This window comes from Pseudoalteromonas sp. BZK2, assembly GCF_014349195.1.
In the GTDB taxonomy this organism is placed as follows: domain Bacteria; phylum Pseudomonadota; class Gammaproteobacteria; order Enterobacterales; family Alteromonadaceae; genus Pseudoalteromonas; species Pseudoalteromonas simplex.
Window position 1 is genome coordinate 1 of record NZ_JACSOG010000036.1, and the last position, 23,574, is coordinate 23,574.

Here is a 23,574-nt window from a genome sequence, read left to right on the forward strand (position 1 = left end):
AGAACCTTTGTAATACCAAATTTTTACAGTGTAAAAGTATTGATTGAGGAAAAGTATAGCTATAGACCAGGTTATTATAAGGTAATGTTTACAACACCTGAAGGATACGAGTCTATCGGTAATTTATGTCATCCTGATGAAGAGTTGTATGCTAATACACAAATTTAAATAGCTTTTAAGGAAGTGGAAAACGGTAAACCAGTTAACTTTTGGTTTAGCCTAATTCAATATAAATATAAGCTAAATTATGATGAAGCTGGCACCGAAATTTGTCAGATAAGTCAGCTTTCATACTTTTGGTATGGGCTCTTAACAGGCTGCTCCTATTTTAGGCTAAAAATAGTATAGATCTCTCAACTTATCTGACATTTGCAAAATAAGGCATGACAATTTTAATTATCCTGTATTTAAAGCGCCTTAAACTTTTCTATCATATCATTATCAATCTCATCGATTAGATTAGATGACAAACCCAAATGCTTGGCCTCATGCCTAAACGAGCGCGTTGCTTCAAATATTTCTTCAGCCATAGTCATAATCGCTTTTTTTGAAGACAACCCCGACTGAGCAGCTAGCTGATTTAGTACATTCTTTGGTGTTTGGCCATTACCACCAAAAGCCGTCATATGCTCTTTGTAAGGGTTTGGGCTGTAAACAATGTCGTAGAAAGGTGATAGCGTCCAAACATCGGAGTCACTGGCAAGAAAACTGAAGTTCTTACTATGATCATCTTGGTTAACAGTTAAATAATTAAACATGCAACGCTTAATGAGCTTCTGAGACTCTGTAACACTGCACATGATGCGCGTAGCTTTTACTAAATCCACATAGTCCAAAGAAGGTTCTCGAAAAGGGGCATCTAATAACCCACAAGCAGAAATCATATGAATTCGACCACCTTGCTCTGTGCAATCAAATCGCTCCTGCTCTAGCCAATATCTTCCATTACCCGCATCAATTAAATCAAACTCAGGAACCTCGATGCCAACATTACGAGCAATTTGCATGTAGCAATATTCAACTATTGATTCAGAGTGCTTCAAGTCAAACTTTTCTGATGTAAGCTTTACTATAAGCTTTGTGCCTTGTACGTCGTCTAATGTTGAATATTGACCATTCGATAAACGCGTAACGTTCATTTTTGGCCTAGCACCACCCGAACCACCCGTTTTCATCAAGTGCTCAAGCAAAGCTGACTCAGTGCCTTCAAATTCTTCAATCGCAGCTCGACCGAGGGTAATAATATCAATTGAATCCTCGGACTCATCAAGTAAATCTAACTCTGGCTCATAGCTCAACGCCCCCATACATCTCTCACCTAGGTAGGCCAAACGTTCTAAAGCGGTAACTGTTTTTGGGTTCTGATTGTTCTGCCTAAATACACGATCCATGAGATAAAGACCCCAACCATCAGGGAGGCTGTCTGCAAAAACTCCATGGATGCCATAATGCGGTTTTCTAGGCGCAACTTGAAGGCTTGTGTCTGCTTTTAAATTGAACGGGGCCAAAGAAGTAGAGTGAGCGTTTAAATACGTCTCGTCAAATTGAAAGAAGCTTTGTTGACTATTTTCAACAAGCTTGCCGACAAGCACCTTTTCACCGGTGCTAAGCTTACGCCTTACGGTTAGGGCAGATTTAAGCATGTCGTAGCACATCCTCTATTGATTTGAATTCAGGCTCACACGACTTTGTTAGCTCTTTCACTTTTTTCAAGTCTCCGACGGTCTCATAAAGCATTAGAAACTGGCGTAATGAGATGTTACCAGATGATTCAAACTTTCGGATCGTCGCATAAGGCACGCCAGAGAGATCGGCTAACTTCTGAACACTGAGTTTGTCTTTTTTTCGAGCTGACTTGATAAACTCTTTGAGATCCATCTGCAAATCATAAGCAGTATAAAGGGATAACATACACACCTCCAAATATGTCACTATAGTATCAATTATAGCATATACATTGATATTATTTGTTACTATTGTGACACATATGAAATGGTGTTGAAGATCGTTTCATAAAGAGACAATATAAAAGCCATCACCGATGGTGAATAAAGTTGCTGTTATAGTAACAAAAAAATAAGATTATCAGTTAAATTTGTTACTATTGTATCAAAAAGTGTCAAGATTAGAATTCTGCCTTATAAATAAATCTGTGTATTCACTGTCTTGATAATTAAACCTACACCTCCCCTTATTTCTGGTGATGACTTTGGCTTTAGGCATTGATCCTATTGGTATTAAAAAGGGTTCTACTGAAACTCTTCTAGTTAAATTTGTGTAATAGTTGAGCGGGTGAATTTAATAAAGGTTCAAAATAATTGCTACTACCAAGTCTCAATCGAGCTACAACTGAGTATTTGAGTATTAAAGATCACACTAGGGAGCTTGAGCAGTGACAATCTTGACCATAAGAAAAACTCATCTTTGGACATAAGCCATTTAGCACTTCGAAAGATAACGCCTCGTTAAGAGGCAAAAAATTGTTGGTTAAAATTAGCGACGAAGGAGCAAAAAACCAACTGTTTTTGTCCTTTTAAACGACTTGTTAGTTTTTGTTTAGCAAGACTACTTTCCAATTTTACCCATAGATTTCATATAACTATCCAGCTGCCCCATTGAACTTAACATTCTAAACGGGTTACTTCTAGCAGCGTCATCCTCATGAGCTTCAGTTATGCTGCACCAAGGACATAAATCGCTCTCTGCAACTAATGGCTCTGAGCAACTATCGCAAGTATTGGACGCAATTAAAATATCGCTACCAGAGAATGTGAAAACATCATTAGACTCATTTTTCATATATGGTTTCGGGTGGCTTTTACCGATGACTAACTCATACCAAGTCAATTCATTTTCTTTAGCTATTTCCTGCGCTAAGCCAAAGTTTTCCTTAGGGTATTTTGAACCAATAATAATACCAGTCACAAAATCACAGGGAATGTACAAAATATCATTCCCTGCTACTTTCTCCGTTACCTTTTTCATATCAACAAAACGGCATTCTTGCTCATATTTCCAGTCATCGTATTTAGCAAAATATGATTCAACAAAAATATATTCTTGTAAGGCATACGAGTATCGTGGTTTTTTTAAGACAGCGGCTCTTTGAAGGATAGGTTGAAGATGCTCACTTGGCGCATCTCTATAAGTAACATCCCAAATAGGGTTACCTTTAAAATGCTCTTGCAACTTCTCTAAATTAAACTCTAATACGAAACCTGTATGGTTATTTGCATAATGCGCCCACATAGGAGCAACAATCGGAGATTTAGAAAAACATGTTGTAGGACTTTGTGGGATATCAGAAATAATATCATTATAAAAAGCAAGTTGATCCGCAGGAGTGTTCAAATCCATACCAAGAAAAAGCTCATAGGGATCATTATAATCCTGCGGTAAAGAGCATTTTACACCACAAAATCCTTCTCTTTGGAAAACGAGTTGGATTACATCACTTGAAAAGTATTTGTATATTTTTGACATTTGAACCGATCATCCATGTACGAGAAAAAGCTAACATTTTAGTATTTATGCGACACGCAGTCTGTGTTGCATAATCGCTTGTTGGACTGAGCCGCTACCTGCTCGGTGTGTCAGAGTTGGTGTTGTTTATGCTATGGCTTACTTATATAAAATAGGCTTTTTGGTGGCTCTCACTTGCCTAGCTAATTTAATCAGCTTAGCTAGTGTTATGTAAGCTTTCCCTGCATTGCTCAGCGCTTTTTATATATTCATTACACCTAAATTTGCCTTAATAAGCAATTATATTTTTACACGTACAGAGACCGCTAGCCTAAGCAATTAAGCAGGTTAACTAATTGATTTTATGCAGCTACCTAGCTGCTAACTCGTTATGCTTTGGGCAAATTCCGTAGTACGCTTAAATTCGACTCTAGAACATCTGCTCTGATTTATTTTGGGGCAAAGGCGAGTCAGCAGTTAACTCGCCTATGGACAAAAACGCGTTAGATATATCGCTCTAACGCTGATAAGAAAAAGTAACTTTAAATCTCAAATATTTGTTAAAATCGACTCACCTTGCATCCCATTTTCTTTTGAGTTCGATAAAGCGTTCATCATCACCTAACTCGATATTAGCCTCTATCATTTGATCTAAATACTCCCCAATGTTGTAAGGCCATTTATTAACATCTTCAGGTAATACGGTGCTCAAGAGTAATAAAAGATCGTTAGGGTATTTCTTGAGTACGTAGTCGTCATTCAGATAGAAGTGGTTAGCGCGTTCTAATTTCGTTAAGAACGGAGTGATTAGGTTTACAATATCAGGGAAATGATCTTCCGACCAAAATGCGATATCACAAAGGCGCTCAGTTACAGCGGTTGATTTAACAGCAAGCTGTTTAGGCCAAACATTTGCGATAAGCTCTCTGAATGGAAGTAACCAATGCTCTTTCCCTTCACTATCTCCATGCCTGGCTTGCCATAATATTCCACACCTAAAGTCATCACCTACTTTAATTAATACTTCTTTTAATTCAAAATCAGATACCCATCTTTTATCCTCATCTTTAATTTTCCAAGCTGAGAAAATTAATCCCACTATAGCATCCTGATAACCTCTGCTTTCAACTTCTCCCGAATATGCCAATTCCAGAATACTTGGCTTCAAAATGGTGAATAATTCTTTCCCGCGAACTCCTCCCCATAAAACACCAGCCCAAAATGCTTGACGATCTTCTCTGGAAGAAGAGTTTATGGCAGAGAGCAAGTTACGTTGAGTCCAGTCAGGATCAACCCAAAAGAACCAACTTAAACTGCGGCTGAGTATAACCATTGCGTAACGATGCAAATCATTGGGTAAAGCTAATAATTGCTCAAGCAATAACAAAAAATTTCCAGTGAAGCTCTCTCCTGACTCAAAAGTACGGCTTCCCTGTGATTGCAGTATTGCACTAGATAAGTGTCCAGTTGGCGAGTTTATTGACTCCATTGACCAATCAGGATCTTTACTTCCTCGTATTATTGAAGATTCCCCCTTATCAGGTTGTATTGACATCGCATGAACTAATTTAAACGCTAATTTGTAGTAAGTAACATAATAATTATCAGCAAGTATGCTAGTAGATTTTTCAAACCAGCTTGATGCTGAACGAAGTATTTTTGCCAAGTCGTCACTGGTAAAACCTGACAGACGCTCTGCAATTAATGCCATAAATCGGGGTTTATCATTCATACGAGCTTCAGAATAAAGGAAAGTATCCCAAGCCCAGTCAAGAATGTTTCCCTTTTTTGCCGAACAAGTTAACGCATTGAAAGCTCGAATCGGTTTTTCTTCTGATAAACCAAGAAATGGGTCTTCATCAATCAAAAAATCAGCTTGCCTTCCAGATAATTCACTTGCTCTTTCAAGGATTGAGGCTATTGGTTCATCTGCTAACAAAGAATAGTCTGTATTTTTCTTAACAATACCACTGCGAATTTCAAAGGAGCGCGCTGCATCTTTTGCATGCTCAGGCTTCCATTCCGGCGTATCACCTCTTAGCCTATCAACTAACTTACCCGTGGCTATTGTTAGCTCACAACCATTTTGTTCAAGCCAAGTTACTCTATCCAGAATATTTCTCGCTTTTCGTTCCTTAAACCTACTTTCATCTTCGGTTTTCCAAAGTTTCGGTCCTTGCAATATTCTATTTTCTATTGTGGAACGGCTAAATTGGTCGAGTTCTTTCCATCTAGCTACTAAAGCTAAAAGTAAGTCTCTAGCATGATAACTATCCCAAAATGCTTCGTCTGAAAGTTGATTTAAAGTTGTGATAATATTTTCATTTGGTACAAGATCAGCTTTTCCTAACGCCCAAACCTTTAACCTTGCAAAGATAGTACTGTCATCGCATGGCCACCTTGAAATCTCCTTCCGAACAGCATCAAGGTCAATCAAAACTAATTTTTCTAAGTAAGAAACAAACAGCAACACCCATGCAGATAGACCGTAAGTTCGACTATACGAATCCTTTATATTATTCTCTGGTGTTAACGAACAGCTCAGCCTCAGGCCGTATCCACCTATTTCTTTTTCTAGGTCAACAGCAAGTTCTAGATTACGTCTCAGGACTTCAACTGTACGATTTATCCACTTATCAGGAATTTCTAGCTTTCTTGGTAGCTCTGAGTAATGGACATCTAAATGAATTAAGTCTTTTAAACAAATCTGCTCCCGGTTGATTTCATTCGGAGTTCGGTAAGTAGGCGTAACCATTGATGAATGGTTTCGTAACCTTTTCAAATTGCCGTAATTTTCTGGGACACCAACCATTATTCTTTATTGCACTGTCCAGAGTAAACCAATCTCGATGTCCTCCTTTATCTGTTTGTTCAAAGCCATCCAAAACATAGCCCCATGCATCATTGAGTGTACTATTCATATCTTTAGAACGGCGCTCACATTCTGACTTAAGTACAAACTGAACCCAAGGATGAAGAAATTGCTGCTTCGTAACCCACCAGATTACTTCTGGCTGTTCAGACACTCTGCTCAACCAATGTGTTAATGCGTTGAGCCTTTGAGGCAGAGTAGAAAACTGAGGGTAGCTGGAATCATCCCCTCTAAATCTGATAGAACGTTGGTCTTGTGTTACTTTAATGTCTCGTGAGTTAAACTCAAAAGCATCCCATGCACCTGTGGGAACTTCACGTTTGTTATAAAAGTCATTAGGGTCAACATGCTGTGGTGTATGATCTGAATCCAAAGAGTACAAGTGAAATGGGTCTACCATCTCAGTTAGGTTTTTTGCACCGGATAAATTTTTACGAGGAGCTTCATATCTCAATTCAGAATCAAACACATGGAGCCAAGTAGCAGGAGCTAATATTTCACTATTAGCAAACTTTTTGGCACCTTCGGTTGTAGAAACAATATGTGCAATCTGACCACGTTCAAAGGGCTGTAAGAGATGAGGCCCCTTTTCAGCTTTTGTGATTATTCCTTGATACCATGCATCAGGGTCAGCAGCCCGCTCGGCCCAAGATTCTAAAGTGTTCCAAAGCGCGATATGCCCATTTGTATCGTCATACGCAATCGCTTTTACCCCTTTATGGCGCCACTTTGAGCTAACGTAACTTTCATCACCAGATTGAAATGCGTATATATCGTTGAGATGACTTGAGCTTTTATTGAGTGCTTCTAACAAATACTGAATTGGCGGATCGTCCGCAGAATAACCGACAAAAACTACGACATACTTTTCTAATATCCCTTTGACAAATGAGGTAGCCCAGCCATTAGCCAAGTAAGCATCTCCAAATTCAGAACTTGAGAGAACGAAACCGTTGCTTTCAGCACCTGTACCGCCCTCGTTTACTTTTCCATGAAGATACACAGCACCATTAAATTCATCAGAATGATTAAGATCTGGTAGTCTTGGAGGGATAAAGGTATGTATATCTGGTTTGCAAAGATCGAATAAGCGATCAAAGTTAGTTGTTACCAAACGTACTATGCCATCATTCGTTGTAGCTAGTTTAAGCATTGTTTGGTGCGCATGAAGGTCAACTTCTCCCTCAGGCGTGAGAGCCTTAGCTACTGATTTATATATATCGCTCGTTAAGAACTCTCTCTCTAGCAAACCAAATACCCTGTCAGCCGAAACGACTCCTTCCACGCCAGTAGTAGCAGTTATTTCTTTAGCAGCATCAAGAAGCTTCAAGGCAGGGCTGTTGGTTTCTACACCAAGTTCAGATGTTACTGATGAAGCTAGCCCAAAAAAATCGGCAAAACCCGCTTTTGCTCTTGAAACACCAGCACCACAAAAAAACACCACCCGACCTTGGTCTCTGGCTAATAAGAGTTCATCAGGTATTGAAGGCCCATTTTCGAGGAATCGCATCATGTTTCCTTTTGTGTTTAAATTTCTAACTTTTAGGTGTTGTGGCTTAAGCGATGATTAATCGCATCAATAGAGGTGATAGCGCTCCTATTGGTAATAGCTGCGCTAAGAATACTAATATAATTACAATACCATATTTAGCTTAGAAAGCTCTGAAGAAATGTCCTTTAGTCGGATAAGAAAAATTAAGTCAAATGGTTTTTCATAAATTAGAGGGGCAGAAGTAAGGCAGCGCATTTTGGGGCAAAGGCGTGTCTGCGACTTTGCTAATTTAGCAATTCACAAATTACTTTAGGTATGGGAGATTTGAAAAAAGTGACTACGAATCTTCGATATCATCAACTCTATGAACTAGAGAATGTACTACTAGTTTAAGAGATCTCCACCACCAATATATAGCGGAATAACTGCATACTCTGTCATCGTCTAGAAGACCATGGGCTAGTTCATTCCTGAGATTGGGACCACGTTTATGTGTTAAAAAAGCTGTCATCTCAAACAGTAAATTGTCATCGAATATTTCTTCTGCTTCCTTTTTCTCCAATAAAGTGGACAATCCACACTCCATATCTATGCCATCCGCATCAAGCATGGTTGTATGAACATCACTCTCTTTAAGAATAGTTCTGACTATATGCTCCCATTGAGGAACAAGTAGATGGATTGCAGAGGCAAAGTCATATTCAAAACCAAAATACAATCCCTTAGCAAATAATTTTGCTCTTTGTTCTGGGATGATTGGACAGACGGAGCATACAGTTTCCAATCTATGTAAAGTGATATCATGCTCCTCTAGAATGGCTGTAAGGCTTGGTAGTATTTGAGTTTTTACAACGAAGTCAGCTTCCATAATAGCATTATCAATAGCTTGTGCTTTGGGCGTATCCTCAGGTATTCCTTGTTCTGACAGCATAAGTGGAGCTTCTTTACCTATTTTTCGCCCATCGCCAGATAATTGCACCATGCCAAAAAGATGAGAAACAACACCTACTTTTAAATTCTCAATGGCTGACTCAATAGATTGTGACTTTGATATACCCGAATAAAGCCCGCAGAAATACAATAAAGCTAAATCTAGAGTATCTTTACCTGAAACGTGCTTTATAGACGCTTCTATAATATCTGATACATCAGGGCTTTTGACGGAGATTGTGGTCATTTCATCTACAGCTGCTTTTCCTGCATCACGGAGCTTCAGCCTTAGGTTACTAATTATTTCATCAATACCATATGTGCTTCTATCTGCATTAGGTATCATTCGATAGGATTGAATCGCATTTTCAAAAAAAGTCATTTTGACCAATGCTTGGTCTCGGATAGAGGCTTCTCTTTCCCAAGAGCTTGCTATACGAATCCTTGTTTCAAGCCAGTTTACATTATCTTCAATTTTTCTATATTTAGTTGATACATGCTCTAAATATAGTCGAGCAGAATAATAGTCACCTTGCTCGCTCAGTTCCTGCGCGATTGATGTGAAACGTTCCGCGATTTCTCTAATTTCATCTTCATCTTGGGAAAATAATTCCAACAGTTCAGCTATCCAAAGTTTCATAAACTTGCTTTCGGGGTAATCAGGTTCAAGCGCTGAAACTAAACTGGTTTTTATATTATCTAATTTGTCAGCGCCCCCCTTACCAAGCTGTAAACCTAGCCTTATAGCTCTCTCATAGTAATACTTTATGCTGTCTAGCCAATTTTCCTGACAAATATCATAGCTCGTATACAATTCTATTACAGTGTGTGCATCGCTGATCGATTTAGGTCTGTGGTATAGCCATCTTAAATCACTAAGTCTGGCAATAAAGGCTTTGCATGAGGTATGTTTTCGTGTCTCATCAAGAATTTGAAAATCATTATTAGTAAATAGTCCTGAGATAGACTCTTTCCCATAGCATTCATAAGGCTCTAGCCTATTGCCCGATTTCAATCGTAACTCACACGCTTTTCTAAGAACTTTATATAGTTTTGCTAATTGCTCACTCCCATCTTCCTCAGCTCTTGCGATAAGAGAAGCTAATCGGTAGCCCGAACCATATTTTAGTAAATCTTCGTCTATCTCATCAAATCTGCATTTATGAAAGATGGCTTGTTCTATTTGAAGTGAATCATCGTAATCGCACATTCTAGGATCTCTAACTAAATAACCACTGAATCGGTAGATACATATGTATCACATTGATAGTCAACGTTAGGCATAATGAGCCATTAGCAGAATTTGGTCAAATGTGATGATGGTGACAGACCTGATTGATAACTCTAAGTGGGAAAGGGGCAGATATGAGTTACGCTTTAAGGCCTGCTATTGGACAAAAACGTCCATTAGTTCTTAATCACAAGTATTCAGAGCTACGTTCTTGAAAAGAGGTGTTAAAGTATTAAAAGATTTCTTATAAATTACATTCATTAACTAATATCTGACTTATAGAGTCAGACTCTTTTGATAGGTTTAGGAGCTCATTATCCCTCGAAGAGGCTGTTGAATCGTTAAGTTCTGAGCTAGAGAGAATGTTCTCGATTTCTAAAGAGTTAGATGAGGATTTTTGACAAAATTCAGTTATCTTCGCGTTAACTATTTCTTCGGAATTTTTCTTGTTCCTCATGTATAACTTATAGTTCTCCGTTACAACCTCTAAAGCTGCATGTTCATAGCGTATGGTCGCTATTACTTCACTATCTTCGATTTTATAGTCAACAATACTTACCGATATCGGACGTAAAATGCGGGCCTTCTCGCTATAGCTTGATACACCTGCTTGTGAATTATTAACAATGAAATAAGCGCCGAGCTTTTCAGCTGCTTCTTTATGTATCAAATCTACAATGTTGTATTCATTTACTGTGAGGCCAATAGTTTTAAACTTGATAACTCTCACAGTATCAGCTGCATGAGCACTATGGCTCAATACTAAAATGACTAGTAAAAATACAAATTTCATAAATCCTCCTTCAAGGTGAAAAGTATAAATTATTGAATGCAGGTTTGTAAGAATATAAAAAATACAATGAGATTTTTTCATAACCTATTGTAAAAAATTGATATTTAATTTTGTTTTTAACCGCTGCGCGAAATGAAATTCATGAAATGATTAATATAGTTTTAGCTATTGGAGATTGTTTTAATGAATTCATTGAAAGCGCTAGCAAATGGGGTTTTTCTATCGATTGTATTCCATGCACTCGGGAGTGCTTATGGTGCAGAAAAAGTTAGTGTCAATTTAACGCTAAGTAACACCACTGAGTACGACGCACAAGTAATCGAGCATCTACTTCAAAAAAAAGCTGTGGAACAAGCAAAAGTAAACCTCAACACGAATGTTATAAGCGGCAATAAATTATTGCCAAATGTAAGGGCAAAACTTAAAGAGCTAAACTTAAAGCAAGAGCTAAGCACCCTCAATGCAACGGCTACTTTTGAGTTAACTGAAGGCCCAGAGTTAATTTCTAACGAGAATACTATTAGGATTTATGACGAAGTATTTCTGCTTAATGGCATCGAAACAAAACAATCATCATTGAAAAAAAGACTCAAAGAAAAGGTGTTTGAATATAAATTCTTTGCTGATATCCAAAGCAAATTATCTAACCTAGTGACAATATCAGACTATAAAATCAAAGAACCTCAAATTAGTGAAGGCCAAATGATTTATGGTGGCCTTAAGCTCTCAGAAGTATTGAACATCCGCGCTTTAGTTGCAGCCCAAAGTTACTCTCGTAAAAGTATCTCAAATGGAGTAAATATTCGAAATGAAGAGTGTGCGCAGCTTGATTCAAATCTGTTAGATGTAAACCCTCAATTTCCATCGATTGGAAAAGCTGCACACTGGCCAGAATTTAAAGTAGGTGTATCGATGCTAACACTCCAGCTCTTGACTGGGTTATCTCCAAAAGTTTTAGAAATTGATTTTACTAAAAACTTACTACTATCCGAATTGCAAAAGTCTAGAGCGAGAGTAAAAGACTATAATAGTGACTTATTGCCTTATTCAAATATGTGGGATGCATACAGAGAAAGCATAGAGAACTTCAAAAATGTATTAAATGGGCAGACGTCCAATTTATCTGAAGAATATATGGGGAACATTGAGGCATCACCTTTCAGTCAATATCCGTTTGCAGATGTTAAGCAAGTTACAATGCACCTTAGCTTTGATGAATTAATTAGTGAAGGGGACTACGATGGTATTGAGTTCAATGATTGGTTTTGGGGTCCGAAAAACTACTATGGAGTACGAAACAGCTATATTAATCGCGTAGATGATTTATCGAGAGGTAAGCCTTACTTTTTTCTTGTGATAGAGGTTTCAGGTGTAAAATTCTATCGAGCTGTCCTAGATATTAACTTTACTCATAACAAGCATAGCTCGGCAAAAGTAAAATTAATCCCAATAGATGTTTTGCCATTTTTACCAGGGTCAGAGTTTAATATCTTTAATCGAACAGATTACCGTAAGCTGTGGCTAAAATCTTTGGAACAGGTATCCGTGACTGATGGTTCAATAAGCAATCGAGCAGTCAATATACTGCCAAAAGAAACAATTGATTGTTTGCCCGATACGTTTGCTTTTGATGTAACACTAAGTGAGCTGTTTGCTTTTAGAAAGGGGCAGACTGCATTACTCGACGGTGACTTTAATCCGGTAAAAAATTCACATGGAGACTACGTTGTTAATCAGAATGGTTTTCTAGGTTTAATGTCTACAAAAGAGCCCGCCTTTCCCGTATCTGTCAGCATGATGGGTAACTCGATAAATATTAGCTATTACAAAGACCATAAAATTGGGGATATAAGCGTTTATTTTGAGAAAAAGGTATTTTAATCAAAAAATACTGAAATTCAGTTGAAAATCACGCTTTTAAAATTTTTTTCAATTTTAAGATTAAGCCAGACTCAATATTCTGGCTTTTTTATGGATTTTACAATTTACTCAATCGGTGAAACAGCGTTCATGTATGAGGTTCTAATGGGCCTTCGAAGAATGTTTGATTTTGGTTTTTCATCTTTGCATATTTTGATTGGTGCTACAGCTCTACTTTCACTGATGACTCTTGTAGTAAAAAGTTGGATCAACCCAAACTCTAATCCAGTACTATCTTGGTTTATTGGGCTTTGCATGTTTATGGTCTTGTGTGGTCCATTTTCTAAAGTAGATGTTGTTATTGAGTCGGTAAGAACAGGAGATGTGTATTATGTGAATGATGCACCTGGCATAGCTGCTGTTATTGCAATGATGACCTCAGGAATGTATGGGCTTTCACGAGATTATGAAGAATCATTCGCCTCACCGGATGGTTATCAGGCTGGTCAATTTCTCGATCCAATGAGGGCGCTAGTGGCGCTTGATAAATTTGGATATATGGGCTCTGAAGAACTAGATTCAGGCGTTAATGCCCAAAGGTACAGAATCAAAACATCTACAATGAACTACCTTCAAGACTGTGTAATTTGGGATCTTCAAGTTGGTGGCAATGACGCTGAGCTAAATGCTGACAAAATAAAAAATGCCCCAATGGAAAACTTTCTTGAGTCTATAAGAATTAATACACCATCAAGAAGCACTTATATTCAAATCGACACTCCTGTCATGGAGCTATTAACTTGCCCAAACGCATACTTGAAGCTCAAAAGTTACTTTGATAGCTCAAGTTTCAGAGAGATGACTGACAGGTTTTTGCAGAAAGAAAATGTAAAACCACAAGATGTTGAAGTCGGTGCGGAATCGATTTCTGCATTAAGCGCGACAATGAATGCATACCATTTAGCGACGGGAAGGTATTTATCAAATGTTTTTGCTGAAGCTGCTGCAAAAAGTGGGGATATGCAAGGGCTCCGCTCTGAACTTACTTTAATTGAAACAAAGTCTCAGCGACATTACCAAATGGCCGCTGATAGAAACCTAGCTTTGGAGCTATCAATTGGTTTTGCAACCTTCATTGAGGCCTTTGTGTTTTTCTTGATCCCAGTTATTGCAATCATGCTTGTAATGGGTGCTGAAGCTATGAAATCAGCTGCTATGTTCTTTGGGGTAACTGTGTGGGTTAACTTGTGGCCGGTAACCATGAGTGCGGTTAACCTTTTTACTTTACTTGCTATTCAAGGTCGATTTACATCAGTGTCAGCTGGTGGCGGTGGTGTAAGTGCAATCACATTTGGTATGTGGGGGCATAGCATGTCAACAATCGAATCATTTATTGCAGTGGCAAGTAGTTTGGCTGCTGCAGTTCCTATGCTCACTTTATATATACTGCATAGGGGTGTTCACACCATGATGGGAGTATCTAATAAGACGTCTCCTGATACAAATATTGATTCCAAGAAATTGTCACCTGATGTCACAACATCTGCAAATGGAGGTAAAGCAAGTCAAGGTGATACTACTATGCAAGCCAGTGATGTTCATTCCTCATATGGGCAATGGAGCCAAGCTCAACTGAATGGTGGACAACGAAATGATGTAAGTATTAATCCGGGTGGCGCAGGGCCAGCCTCGGGTTACCTTAAACAGTCATCAGCTGAGTTGTCAGCGATTGGCTCTAGAAATACTCAATTGGCAAATACTGAAGCCGCTAGCCAAACATTACAAAAAACTGCCACTGATAGTAAATCTGCTACTTTAGATTCAATCAAAGGCTATAAACAAGGAGAGTCGTTTGAGAGTGTGGATACTTCACAATTATCAGAGGACGAAGCTTTCTTAGCGGCACAAACCGCAGCATATGCAACTGAAAATAACATGAGTTTATCTGATGCATATGATCACTTACTACAGGGCTCGGCAAGCATGGTAGCAAAGGGGGCTCCATCAATAGCAGGGTTTGGTTTAGGTGCTGATGCGAAAGCAGCGATCACAGCTAAAGCGGCATCACAAAAGCAAGTAGGCGCCTCAGAAAGATTGTCAGAGGACGAACGTGCACAAGTTTCTGAGTCGATAAAAGCTAACTGGGGGAATGCAGTAAAAATGGCTCAATCATCGAGCAGTGATAACTCAGCTGCAAGTAAAGAGGCGGTTTCCCGACAGGAAGCTGTTACAAATGCTCATACAAATATGCTTCAAGCTCAAGCCCTTGAAGCTGAGGGGAATACAGCTAGCTCCGCTTCAAAAGTAATGACGCAAATGAATGCAGGTGAGGTTCAAAACTCAACCGCAGGAGCAAATAAAGCATCAATCGGCTCAATTGTTTCAAAACTTTCAGATGAGCAGCAGTATGTTCTTTTAGGTAGTTTGATTGGTGATGAAGGCTTAAATGGTTTATCTGGTGACAAGAGGAGTGCTTTAATTTCTGAGCTGGGAGATAGCTTCGACTACCACAAAGAGCAGGTAAATAAAGGTGATAATGCGAGATTACCAGAAAGGCAAAAAAATAATATTGCTTTGGCCAATACGGTTACTGATGCAATCGCAAGAATGTCTGGAAATACAGAAGTGCTGTCTACAGATCATAATGGTAACCAACTTCCTCTTTCAACTGGGGTTACAGCACTAAAACAAGCTAATACCGAAAGAGGGGCTTCTGCAGGCTTAATGAGAGAACTAGGTGAAACATTACAAGCGCCGAGCCTAATTTCACTTAGTGACCAATTGAATGGATATAAACCAAGTGATAATTCACATATTCCAAAACCAGAAGATAATACTGGCATTGACACCAACACTTTAACTAACGATGTAAATAGTGGCCTAAAGACTGATCCAACAAACATGTTCAATAATGAGCGTAATGCACAAGCATTTGCTGAACACAAAGAGCAATCTCAAAACGAGGTTAGTAGTAGAGGCGCATCTGGTACAGATGCTGTTAAAGCTAAGGGTGAGGATGTTGTTTCTGAGTCAGGAGATAAAAATGCAAATAATTTAGCGCATGCATTTGGATCATTAAAAGTATTAGGCTCAGAATCTAATGAATTATCTGGCGGTGTAGTTAGTTCTATTGGCTCACTATTCACCTCTTCAGTGGGTGAGGCTGTTACGGATGAGTTTAAGAAGTTTGGTAATGGTGAAGGTATTAATTCGAATCTAATTGAAATGGGTTTTGGTGTTTTATCAAACAATACACCAGAAGCTATTAGAAACTTACTAACTAGCGCAGCAAATGGTGAAGGTTCGATTATTAATGGTGAACGCTTATCTCCAAATGAAACACTAATGTATGCTGGGGCTGTTCAAACAGCAATGCGCCCTGAGTCTCTAGCTGCCTTCAATGAAAGTTTAAATTCAAACTCAGCTCTTCTTGCTTCAACGCTACCTAATAACCCTTACAGAAATGCTCAAGAAAATATTTCAGCTGTACAGGAGATGAGAGAGAATGAATCAATTAATAATGCCCTGAAGAGTAGTGAGTTAATTGCGGCATACTCAGCATTGGCAAACCTTGATAATGGTCAAATTGAGGATGTAATTGCAGCCACGAAAGGAGATGATAGTTTCTTAGGTATTAATGATGCTAAATACGCTCGTCATTTAGAAGCGCTAAATGAGTTATCCCCACAGTTAGGTTTAGAACCTCAGTACAACCCATCAAGGTATAAAGATGAGCCAAGTCCAAAAGGTAGTTTGGAATCAGTAAACTACGACTCTCAAGCTAGCTCAATGGCTGAGTTTGCTGGATTAAATGAGAGAGAAAATTTAGCTCGAACTGAAAACAGATCGAAACCTAGTGGCCAAGGTCTTGTTGATGGTATTACCAAAGGAAACTATGACCAAGATGCCATAGAGATAGCTAAATATGCGTTAGCAAACTTTAATGCAACTGGTGATACATCAGGAGTTAGCTTTAAGGAACTTAATGATCGAAATTTAGATAATTTTAAATCAGCACAAGTTTCTAGTCGAGAATTTAGTATTCCTGACTTTACTAACATCACCCCTGAAGCAATGGAAGATCTGAATAAGATGAGGGATGCACTTTTAATTGCAGGTAAAGATAGCGAGGCAGAAACACTAACAAATACAATTGCTTCTATTACTTCAGATGAGCAAACTAAAAATGGGTATGAATCAAGTGCATCTAAGGAGCATGAAAGCCAAGTAATTAATAATGCAATTCACTCAGAAGGTGTTTCTAGTAAAGCGAAGGAGTTTGCCGCGAACGCCCTTTATGGCACAAGCGATACTCCAAGAAATCTTTCTCATGATGACATGAGAGATCTACTTACAATAAATAACTTACTAAGCACAGCTCCAGAAGCACAAAGAACATTAAGTGAAGCGATCACAACTGCCTTCACACCGAATTATAGTGATGCCGGTACTAAAGAAGCAAATCCACCTGTAAACAGCCTTAATTCAAGCGAAGCCTCAGTGCCGCAACAGTCTGTAAATGAAAGTGACTATGATAAGAGCTCTGTCACACAACAGAATTCACTGAGCGAAACACCAAAAAGCTTATCAGTTGATAATAATCGTGGTGAAGCAATAGAAGAACCCCCTATCAAGCCAACTGAGGTAAATAGTGGGGTTAACAGTACTGGTAAAGATGAAAGCGGGAATATTCTATCTAAAGAGACATCGATTGCAGGCAATGATTCAAGGGATCGTATTGATACTTACCAATATTCTGGCACAAAAGATGATTCTTATCCGAATACTACAGATTCAGGTCGTTCTTTAGTGGGCACACAATCAGAAAACCTTCAGGCATCGGTAAATACTGGCGGTGCGAAAAATAGTGAGAGTGGTTCTATTGGCAGCACCACTAGTCCAGAGTTGCAAAGCAGCCCTGTGAGTACAGACCAATCAGAAAACCTTCAGGCATCGGCAAGTACTGGCGGTACGTTAAATAGTGAGGGTAGTTCTACTGGCAGTACCACTAGTCCAGAGTTGCAAAGCAGTTCTATGAGTCCAGACCAATCAGAAAACCTTCAGGCATCGGCAAGTACTGGCGGTACGTTAAATAGTGAGGGCGGTTCTACTGGCAGTACCACTAGTCCAGAGTTGCAAAGCAGTCCTGCGAGTACAAACCAATCAGAAAACCTTCGGGCATCGGCAAGTGGTGGTTCTATTGTTGCTGAGCCTAGTCTAAAACCTGACACAAGCGGTGATAATGTGCAGACTCAATCACAGTTAATTGCTTCTAATTTTTCTCAGAAAGGTGAGTCTTTTGAGCAATCTAACTCAGATGAAAGTTCAGTTGTGAACAACTCTAGTTCTGAGAACCTAATTTTTAATGAAACAAACGCTAGTGAAGCAGAGATGGTTAACAATAGAGAAAATTCAATTGAAGAGAGAAACCCTTCTGGCCTACATCCTGTAGCTGGTGGTGAAGTCACTAGGACCGAGTCACAAGAGGTTGGATTAAGGCAAGTTCTTGATAATACAGAAATGAGCAATGATGCATTATTAAAAGCGGAAAACATCTTGTCTCTAGGTACAAATTCCAATTTGAGCTCATTTACAAAGGAAGAAGAAGCAGAGCTATTAGATTTGGCTGACAATCTAGAGGCAAATAATTACATAGCTGAATCATTACAAATCAAAAGAACGTTGGAGAGCTAACATTGACGATGACATTAGAGCAAGAATCAGCAGCTAACGATGTTAATAATCACTCTTTGATTCTTGCTACAGCAGGTAGTGGTAAAACAAAAACATTAATTGAAAAAGTAAAAAACGTACTAAAAAAATCATATGACAGGAAGGTTATTCTCGTTACATTTACAAATGCGGCCGTCAACGAAATGCAAGAAAGGTTGGAAATAGCTCTTCCACAATCATCAATAAATAGAGTTTCTGTAACTACATTTCACAGACAGTTTCTTAACCAAACAAAGAAACTCATGCAAGGTAAGCTACTAATTGGAGCAACATACTTCAACTTTATTGAGAGGTTGAAGAATTACATCGAAAATGAGCACCTACTACCGGAGTTAAAAGTAACATTCAATGACATTACGAGCATTTTGAATGATCAGCCATTAGATGAAAAAAAAGGGTTTGATAAAGACGCTGTTAAGCTAGTTAAAGAATGTTATCAAGAGTTAAAGATAAAGAACCACCTGTATGACTTAGATGACGCAACCAAGCGCGCGGTAGAAGGAACTTTAAGTGGGGAAATACCGCTATTAAATTGTACAGACCTAATGATTGATGAGTTTCAAGACACAGATTTACTACAATATGAGTGGATTGCCCTGCAGGGGCGCGGAGGGATTAATCTAACACCTGTTGGAGATGATGATCAAAGTATCTACTCATGGAGAGGCGCTAGAAGTTATGAAACAATGCTTAAGTTTAAAGATGAATTTACACCCAATATTCATATGCTTGCAAAGTGTTTTAGATGTAGACCTGAAATAATAGATGCCAGTAAAAATCTAATAGAATTTAATAAAGATAGAATTCCCAAAGGTATGGTCTCGGGGAAGGAAATTGGTGGCACTGTTAAAACATACATACATAAATTTAAAAAAAGTATGCTGTTAACATTTTTGGAAAACTACAATAAATATGATGGTGAGTGGGCGATCCTAAGCAGAACTAATGTTGCATTGGACTCAATAGAAGAGTTTCTGATAGAACATGAAGTAGCGTATTCAAGAAACAATCAAACAAGTATTTTTAAAACAAGCGCTGGTGATTTTGTAATTAAACTGTGTTCTTATCTTTTAAATAAGTTTGCACACTACCATTTGTCAGAAGTTTTAGGGTACTTAAAAGAGGATGAGAACCTAATTCCTTTAATTTCTGAAAGTATCAAGAGTAATTCTGATATTGAGTCATATCTAAATAATTACGGTCAATCAATTAATGGAACGGCTTTTGAAATGTTCTATTCAAATTATTATTTATTTGAAAACACTCATGATTCCAAAGAGATAAACACAAGAATTGATTTGTTGATTGATTTCATCATAGAGCGCCGCTCAAAAGGCGACAAGCTGAATAAATGCGCTGTTGAAACATTACTTCTTGAAGGGCTCAAGACAAAAACAGGCTCTTGGTTCGAAAGAATTAAGCTTTACTCAGATAAAATTAAAGAGCAAAACAGCAAATCTGAAATTGATAAATCAGTAGTAACTTTAACCACATACCATGGCTCTAAAGGCCTAGAGTGGACTAATGTGGCTATTTTTGATGTTATCCATGAAACAATGCCAAATATGCAGTCACCAATCGATGAGGAAAGACGTTTGCTGTTTGTTGGGATGACACGCGCTGAGCAACGGTTATTTATTCATAGCTACTTAAATAAGGCTGATATTGATGATTTAAAGGATGTGGGTGAATTGGCACTATTCAAAAAAGATTACGAATATAGCCCACCAATAACATCAGATATTAATGATGTTTGTTTTCCAAGCGAGTTTATCGAAGAGATTTACTACACTAACGATTAATCAAATGTTGTTTGACTTATTTCTGGAAATTTAATCTTTTGTATTGTTGACTAAAAATTTATAAGCAATTATATTGATTATAACCCTAAAGGTTCAGCCTTTAGGGTTAACCAATCAACACAGACTATCAACGTCACAACCACTCTTCTGAGTCATTATCGGAATACAAATTTCCAATAATGATTTCTCAATCCACTTTACCTTTTAGGTCTTTGATTTTTGCACTATGCATAATTATGCCTATTGGTATTTAAAGTGGCTTCTAGCTGTTGAAGTTAAATCTCAGCGTTAATACCTTCTTGGTATTAAGACGGTTGAAGTGATTCTTTCACAAATACCTAACCAATTCCTATACGGGATACTCTTCTGTATAGGAATCGAAATCTCATTCGATGCGACCGCTATACAGATCTACTTATTTTTAGTTCTGCGTTTTCGGTCAAATGCATTGGAGGAGATTATGGATATCATTCTTATATTACTGGCGTGCACATATGTTGCAATCAAAATTCACAGCATCATCGTTAAGCCAATTCTATCAATAGCTAGTTCAAGCTGGGGTTAATTTGAATAAACTAATTCCAACCTATTCGGGCTACAACAATCACAATCAGTTAAAGATTCAGAGTGTATATTGCATTGTATATGACAGGATAACGTTAAAAGTTTTAGCAACAGCTGAAACACATAACGAGGCCAGTCAAATAGCAACTGAGATATTCAACAAAGACAAAGTATTCGCTGTTCCCGGTGAAATTAGGTTTTCAGATGAGAGTATTTCACATAGTAATATTCTTGGAATGAACCTTGTTAATTTTGAATTTTTTGTTGAAGCAAATATGAGTCATCCACTGATTAAATCAACTTTCACAGGCGAGCATTAGCTCCCTGTGAATTTCCTTACTGGTTATACCTATCCAGCTTGAAGCAGGATGCTTAGGTATAACCAGTAAGGAGAAACCCATGTTTGAAGATACCGCTTTTCATATTTTCGACAAATCAACATCAACACTTACATTATTCACAGGTGAGATAAAACAGATTGATGTTAATCATTTAGACAAACCAGACTACCTATCAGCTGTAAAGCAAAAGGCCATTTCTAGTGGCTTAATTGGCGAAAGTGATTTTGTATGTGAATGGGACGTTTAACAGATAGTAGGGTAAACCTTACTCTCTGAATGGGCTTTATATATTAGAGTTTATTCAAAGGGTTACGGTGAATATTGCCGTTATTTTTGATTAAGTCGCGCGATATTTTCTTTATGTAATTATATCTACATCAGTTGTGATGATTTTATAACTTTATAGAGGGCAATTTATGCGTACTGCAAAAGATAATTCAGCAAGGCTTGGTGGTAGAGTCGCGAGTCTTGATATCAGAAATGGTCAAGATGGGTATTTTGGTACTGTGACAATTGCTTGTGATGACGGCTACTTTAAGAAGTCAAACGAACCTAACGGACAAAGTGAGTGGGTTGACAGAACTTACTTTTTTGATGTCAAAGTGGATAGTCGGTTTTTAAAGAATTTTAAACCAGCTATTGAAGTAGGGGACGAAGTAACTTTAAGAGGAAAACTTGTTCAAGAAAAGTGGACTGATAATGGTGGGCAAAACCGCTCTTCAACAAAGATTAAAGCTATCGAGCTAATTCAACATCTTAGAAAAGTTGAAGTGGAGTGTTTAAAAGCCTCTGGCTTAATTGGCAATCAGAACCAACAAAATAGTCACCCACAACAAAATAGTTCTTCAAACTACCAAAGTGCGCCTCAGCATCATAGTCAACAGCAAAATAATGCACAAAACTATCAGCGCAGCCAGCAAGACCAGAGCGCACCAATACACTATCCGCAATCGCAGGGCGGTTTTGCTCCTAAACCTCAACCTGGGGGGTATGGCGGTAGTCAACAATAACAAGCTAGATAAGGTTTCCTAGCCTAGGAATTTGCATGACAAGGATGTCACTTTTGTTTTTTCTAATATTCATAATACCTTTTCGCTTCTCGCGAATAACTCTGCTATGGCAGTTAAAGTTGAATATTAGTTACGCACTCTCAACATCAAGTTGAAAAGCAAAATCTATTTTGTGAGTGCACACCAAGCAACATCGTTGCTTGTTTTAACCTCTGAGGGTTTAACCTTCATAGGTTAATCCTTCAGGTTTTTAAAATTTGGAGGAACTTATGAATAACAAATCAACCGGCGCATATTTACGTCGTCGCGAACGCAAATTAATTAAACGAGCAAAACGTGATGGATTTAACAAGTTAGTTATTCGCGCAAGCCGTTTATATCAAGAGTCAAACCGCGTTTTTCACGGTTAATCTCTAACCTATCTACCAACCCACAAGGGGAATTTTCCCTTTGCTGGGGATGTTCCCTTTAAAAATCTCTTTGGAGGAGAACATCATGGCTAGACCAAAAAAAGCCATAACCAAAGCTCAAATAAATGCAGAACTTGAAAGAATGAAGCAGTTTAAGCCGAAGCGAACAACTGATCACTTTCTGTCAGTAAATGCAGAATATACGTGCCATTCGTTAGACGAAGACATCATAACAGCTCATCGAGCTGGTAAAGTTGCCCCAGGGCAGGGTGTATTTTTTGGTTTAATGGATGATTGTTTGGATGCTGCAAGAGGTGAATATTACATTCATTGGTCAGACGAGAACATTAAGGCGTTATGGGAAAGTGTTTTGTATCGTTCACTTGGTATGCTTCGGTATGCTAAAGCGAATTCAGAGATGCTAAACGACGAACTTGAATGGATTTGCTCTGCAAATTTTGATTATGTATGCCAGTGCCTAGATTTAGATGCTTGTTCAATTAGAATTGCAGTACCACAGATCTTACAACAGTATAATCAACTTAATGAATTACTTGTAACTAACAAATACGCTAAAGCTCTTTGTGAATACAAGCACTTCATCTTAAATGGTAGCAATTTCTCATCGTCTAACTCTCACCTTTATAGTGACTTAGAAGGGCCTGACATCCCTCTTTGGCATGATCTAAAGTTTTAGGAGTTTATAATGGAAATTTATCCTTTTCATGAGTCTAATACTTGGATTCTACTTGATGATAATGTTACTGAGCGAAAGCTGCTATTAGGTGAGAGTGATGAAGGCTATCACTTTGGTCATATTGATGGTTGGCCGGAATCAGTTGAAGTTTGGAATTCTACCAGTTATGCAACTAAGGAATTAGCGGCAGAGGCTCAAGTGAATTTTATGCTAGACCTTGCAGTTGAGGATGAAACAGAAGAAGTATATGAAAAGTGTTCTGTTCTAGACTCACCAAACCTTCATCTTTATGAAAAAGTTATATAGACTTTTTAGAAGTACCATTTTAAATATTAAGAAATCAAACCCATCAAGGGACACTACACCCTTGACGGGAT

General features: G+C 38.2%; 16 protein-coding genes. 9 read left to right on the forward strand and 7 right to left on the reverse strand.

Annotated features, from left to right (window positions below):
- Positions 1 to 407 precede the first annotated feature (407 nt).
- The 7 genes from BIZ38_RS17895 to BIZ38_RS17920 all read right to left on the reverse strand — a co-directional run bounded on the left by BIZ38_RS17895 (position 408) and on the right by BIZ38_RS17920 (position 10,780).
- Complete coding sequence (locus BIZ38_RS17895; RefSeq protein ID WP_187490903.1) at positions 408 to 1,643, reverse strand: type II toxin-antitoxin system HipA family toxin; 1,236 nt, start codon at positions 1,641 to 1,643, stop codon at positions 408 to 410.
- The gene (locus BIZ38_RS17900) at positions 1,636 to 1,911 is read right to left on the reverse strand and encodes a helix-turn-helix domain-containing protein (RefSeq protein ID WP_036973834.1); all 276 of its coding nucleotides are present in this window, start codon (positions 1,909 to 1,911) and stop codon (positions 1,636 to 1,638) included. The genes BIZ38_RS17895 and BIZ38_RS17900 overlap by 8 nt, the downstream gene beginning before the upstream one ends.
- A gap of 654 nt (positions 1,912 to 2,565) precedes the next feature.
- Positions 2,566 to 3,483 (reverse strand): DUF2971 domain-containing protein, encoded by a 918-nt coding sequence (locus tag BIZ38_RS17905; RefSeq protein WP_187490904.1) that lies wholly within the window; start codon positions 3,481 to 3,483, stop codon positions 2,566 to 2,568.
- A gap of 550 nt (positions 3,484 to 4,033) precedes the next feature.
- Entirely contained in the window at positions 4,034 to 6,274 is a 2,241-nt protein-coding gene (locus BIZ38_RS21675) for a hypothetical protein (RefSeq protein ID WP_222938072.1), read from the reverse strand.
- The gene (locus tag BIZ38_RS21680; RefSeq protein ID WP_222938073.1) at positions 6,186 to 7,844 is read right to left on the reverse strand and encodes an SIR2 family NAD-dependent protein deacylase; all 1,659 of its coding nucleotides are present in this window, start codon (positions 7,842 to 7,844) and stop codon (positions 6,186 to 6,188) included. The genes BIZ38_RS21675 and BIZ38_RS21680 overlap by 89 nt, the downstream gene beginning before the upstream one ends.
- Before the next feature lie 319 nt (positions 7,845 to 8,163).
- On the reverse strand, positions 8,164 to 9,966 hold the full coding sequence (locus BIZ38_RS17915; protein WP_187490905.1) for a DUF4209 domain-containing protein: 1,803 nt from the start codon (positions 9,964 to 9,966) through the stop codon (positions 8,164 to 8,166).
- A gap of 265 nt (positions 9,967 to 10,231) precedes the next feature.
- Positions 10,232 to 10,780 carry a hypothetical protein gene (locus BIZ38_RS17920; RefSeq protein ID WP_187490906.1) on the reverse strand — a complete coding sequence of 183 codons (549 nt, stop codon included), beginning with the start codon at positions 10,778 to 10,780 and terminating at the stop codon, positions 10,232 to 10,234.
- A 183-nt stretch (positions 10,781 to 10,963) separates the two neighbouring features.
- Here BIZ38_RS17920 and BIZ38_RS17925 point away from each other — a divergent pair, with 183 nt between their 5' ends.
- The 9 genes from BIZ38_RS17925 to BIZ38_RS17965 all read left to right on the forward strand — a co-directional run bounded on the left by BIZ38_RS17925 (position 10,964) and on the right by BIZ38_RS17965 (position 23,503).
- Positions 10,964 to 12,661, forward strand: a complete 1,698-nt coding sequence (locus tag BIZ38_RS17925) for a hypothetical protein (protein ID WP_187490907.1) — start codon at positions 10,964 to 10,966, stop codon at positions 12,659 to 12,661.
- Positions 12,662 to 12,751: 90 nt separating this feature from the next.
- On the forward strand, positions 12,752 to 18,334 hold the full coding sequence (locus BIZ38_RS17930; RefSeq protein WP_187490908.1) for a conjugal transfer protein TraG N-terminal domain-containing protein: 5,583 nt from the start codon (positions 12,752 to 12,754) through the stop codon (positions 18,332 to 18,334).
- Positions 18,335 to 18,342: 8 nt separating this feature from the next.
- Positions 18,343 to 20,175, forward strand: coding sequence for a UvrD-helicase domain-containing protein (locus BIZ38_RS17935; protein ID WP_187490909.1), 1,833 nt, complete (start codon positions 18,343 to 18,345; stop codon positions 20,173 to 20,175).
- Between the two features lie 566 nt (positions 20,176 to 20,741).
- On the forward strand, positions 20,742 to 21,059 hold the full coding sequence (locus tag BIZ38_RS17940) for a hypothetical protein (protein WP_187490910.1): 318 nt from the start codon (positions 20,742 to 20,744) through the stop codon (positions 21,057 to 21,059).
- Positions 21,060 to 21,138: 79 nt separating this feature from the next.
- Complete coding sequence (locus BIZ38_RS17945; protein WP_036973817.1) at positions 21,139 to 21,327, forward strand: hypothetical protein; 189 nt, start codon at positions 21,139 to 21,141, stop codon at positions 21,325 to 21,327.
- Positions 21,328 to 21,496: 169 nt separating this feature from the next.
- Positions 21,497 to 22,090, forward strand: a complete 594-nt coding sequence (locus BIZ38_RS17950; RefSeq protein WP_175083335.1) for a single-stranded DNA-binding protein — start codon at positions 21,497 to 21,499, stop codon at positions 22,088 to 22,090.
- 269 nt (positions 22,091 to 22,359) lie between these two features.
- A complete protein-coding gene (locus BIZ38_RS17955; RefSeq protein WP_187490911.1) occupies positions 22,360 to 22,500 on the forward strand; it encodes a hypothetical protein in 141 nt (46 codons plus the stop codon).
- Positions 22,501 to 22,585: 85 nt separating this feature from the next.
- Positions 22,586 to 23,197, forward strand: a complete 612-nt coding sequence (locus BIZ38_RS17960) for a hypothetical protein (protein WP_187490912.1) — start codon at positions 22,586 to 22,588, stop codon at positions 23,195 to 23,197.
- 9 nt (positions 23,198 to 23,206) lie between these two features.
- Positions 23,207 to 23,503, forward strand: coding sequence for a hypothetical protein (locus BIZ38_RS17965; protein WP_187490913.1), 297 nt, complete (start codon positions 23,207 to 23,209; stop codon positions 23,501 to 23,503).
- The last annotated feature ends 71 nt before the right edge of the window (positions 23,504 to 23,574 follow it).

Bases quoted from the DNA above. Each gene is read 5' to 3' on its own strand.
- BIZ38_RS17895 (WP_187490903.1), bottom strand. From the start codon at position 1,643: ATGCTTAAATCTGCCCTAACCGTAAGGCGTAAGCTTAGCACCGGTGAA.
- BIZ38_RS17900 (WP_036973834.1), bottom strand. From the start codon at position 1,911: ATGTTATCCCTTTATACTGCTTATGATTTGCAGATGGATCTCAAAGAG.
- BIZ38_RS17905 (WP_187490904.1), bottom strand. From the start codon at position 3,483: ATGTCAAAAATATACAAATACTTTTCAAGTGATGTAATCCAACTCGTT.
- BIZ38_RS21675 (WP_222938072.1), bottom strand. From the start codon at position 6,274: ATGGTTGGTGTCCCAGAAAATTACGGCAATTTGAAAAGGTTACGAAAC.
- BIZ38_RS21680 (WP_222938073.1), bottom strand. From the start codon at position 7,844: ATGCGATTCCTCGAAAATGGGCCTTCAATACCTGATGAACTCTTATTA.
- BIZ38_RS17915 (WP_187490905.1), bottom strand. From the start codon at position 9,966: ATGTGCGATTACGATGATTCACTTCAAATAGAACAAGCCATCTTTCAT.
- BIZ38_RS17920 (WP_187490906.1), bottom strand. From the start codon at position 10,780: ATGAAATTTGTATTTTTACTAGTCATTTTAGTATTGAGCCATAGTGCT.
- BIZ38_RS17925 (WP_187490907.1), top strand. From the start codon at position 10,964: ATGAATTCATTGAAAGCGCTAGCAAATGGGGTTTTTCTATCGATTGTA.
- BIZ38_RS17930 (WP_187490908.1), top strand. From the start codon at position 12,752: ATGGATTTTACAATTTACTCAATCGGTGAAACAGCGTTCATGTATGAG.
- BIZ38_RS17935 (WP_187490909.1), top strand. From the start codon at position 18,343: ATGACATTAGAGCAAGAATCAGCAGCTAACGATGTTAATAATCACTCT.
- BIZ38_RS17945 (WP_036973817.1), top strand. From the start codon at position 21,139: ATGTTTGAAGATACCGCTTTTCATATTTTCGACAAATCAACATCAACA.
- BIZ38_RS17950 (WP_175083335.1), top strand. From the start codon at position 21,497: ATGCGTACTGCAAAAGATAATTCAGCAAGGCTTGGTGGTAGAGTCGCG.
- BIZ38_RS17955 (WP_187490911.1), top strand. From the start codon at position 22,360: ATGAATAACAAATCAACCGGCGCATATTTACGTCGTCGCGAACGCAAA.
- BIZ38_RS17960 (WP_187490912.1), top strand. From the start codon at position 22,586: ATGGCTAGACCAAAAAAAGCCATAACCAAAGCTCAAATAAATGCAGAA.
- BIZ38_RS17965 (WP_187490913.1), top strand. From the start codon at position 23,207: ATGGAAATTTATCCTTTTCATGAGTCTAATACTTGGATTCTACTTGAT.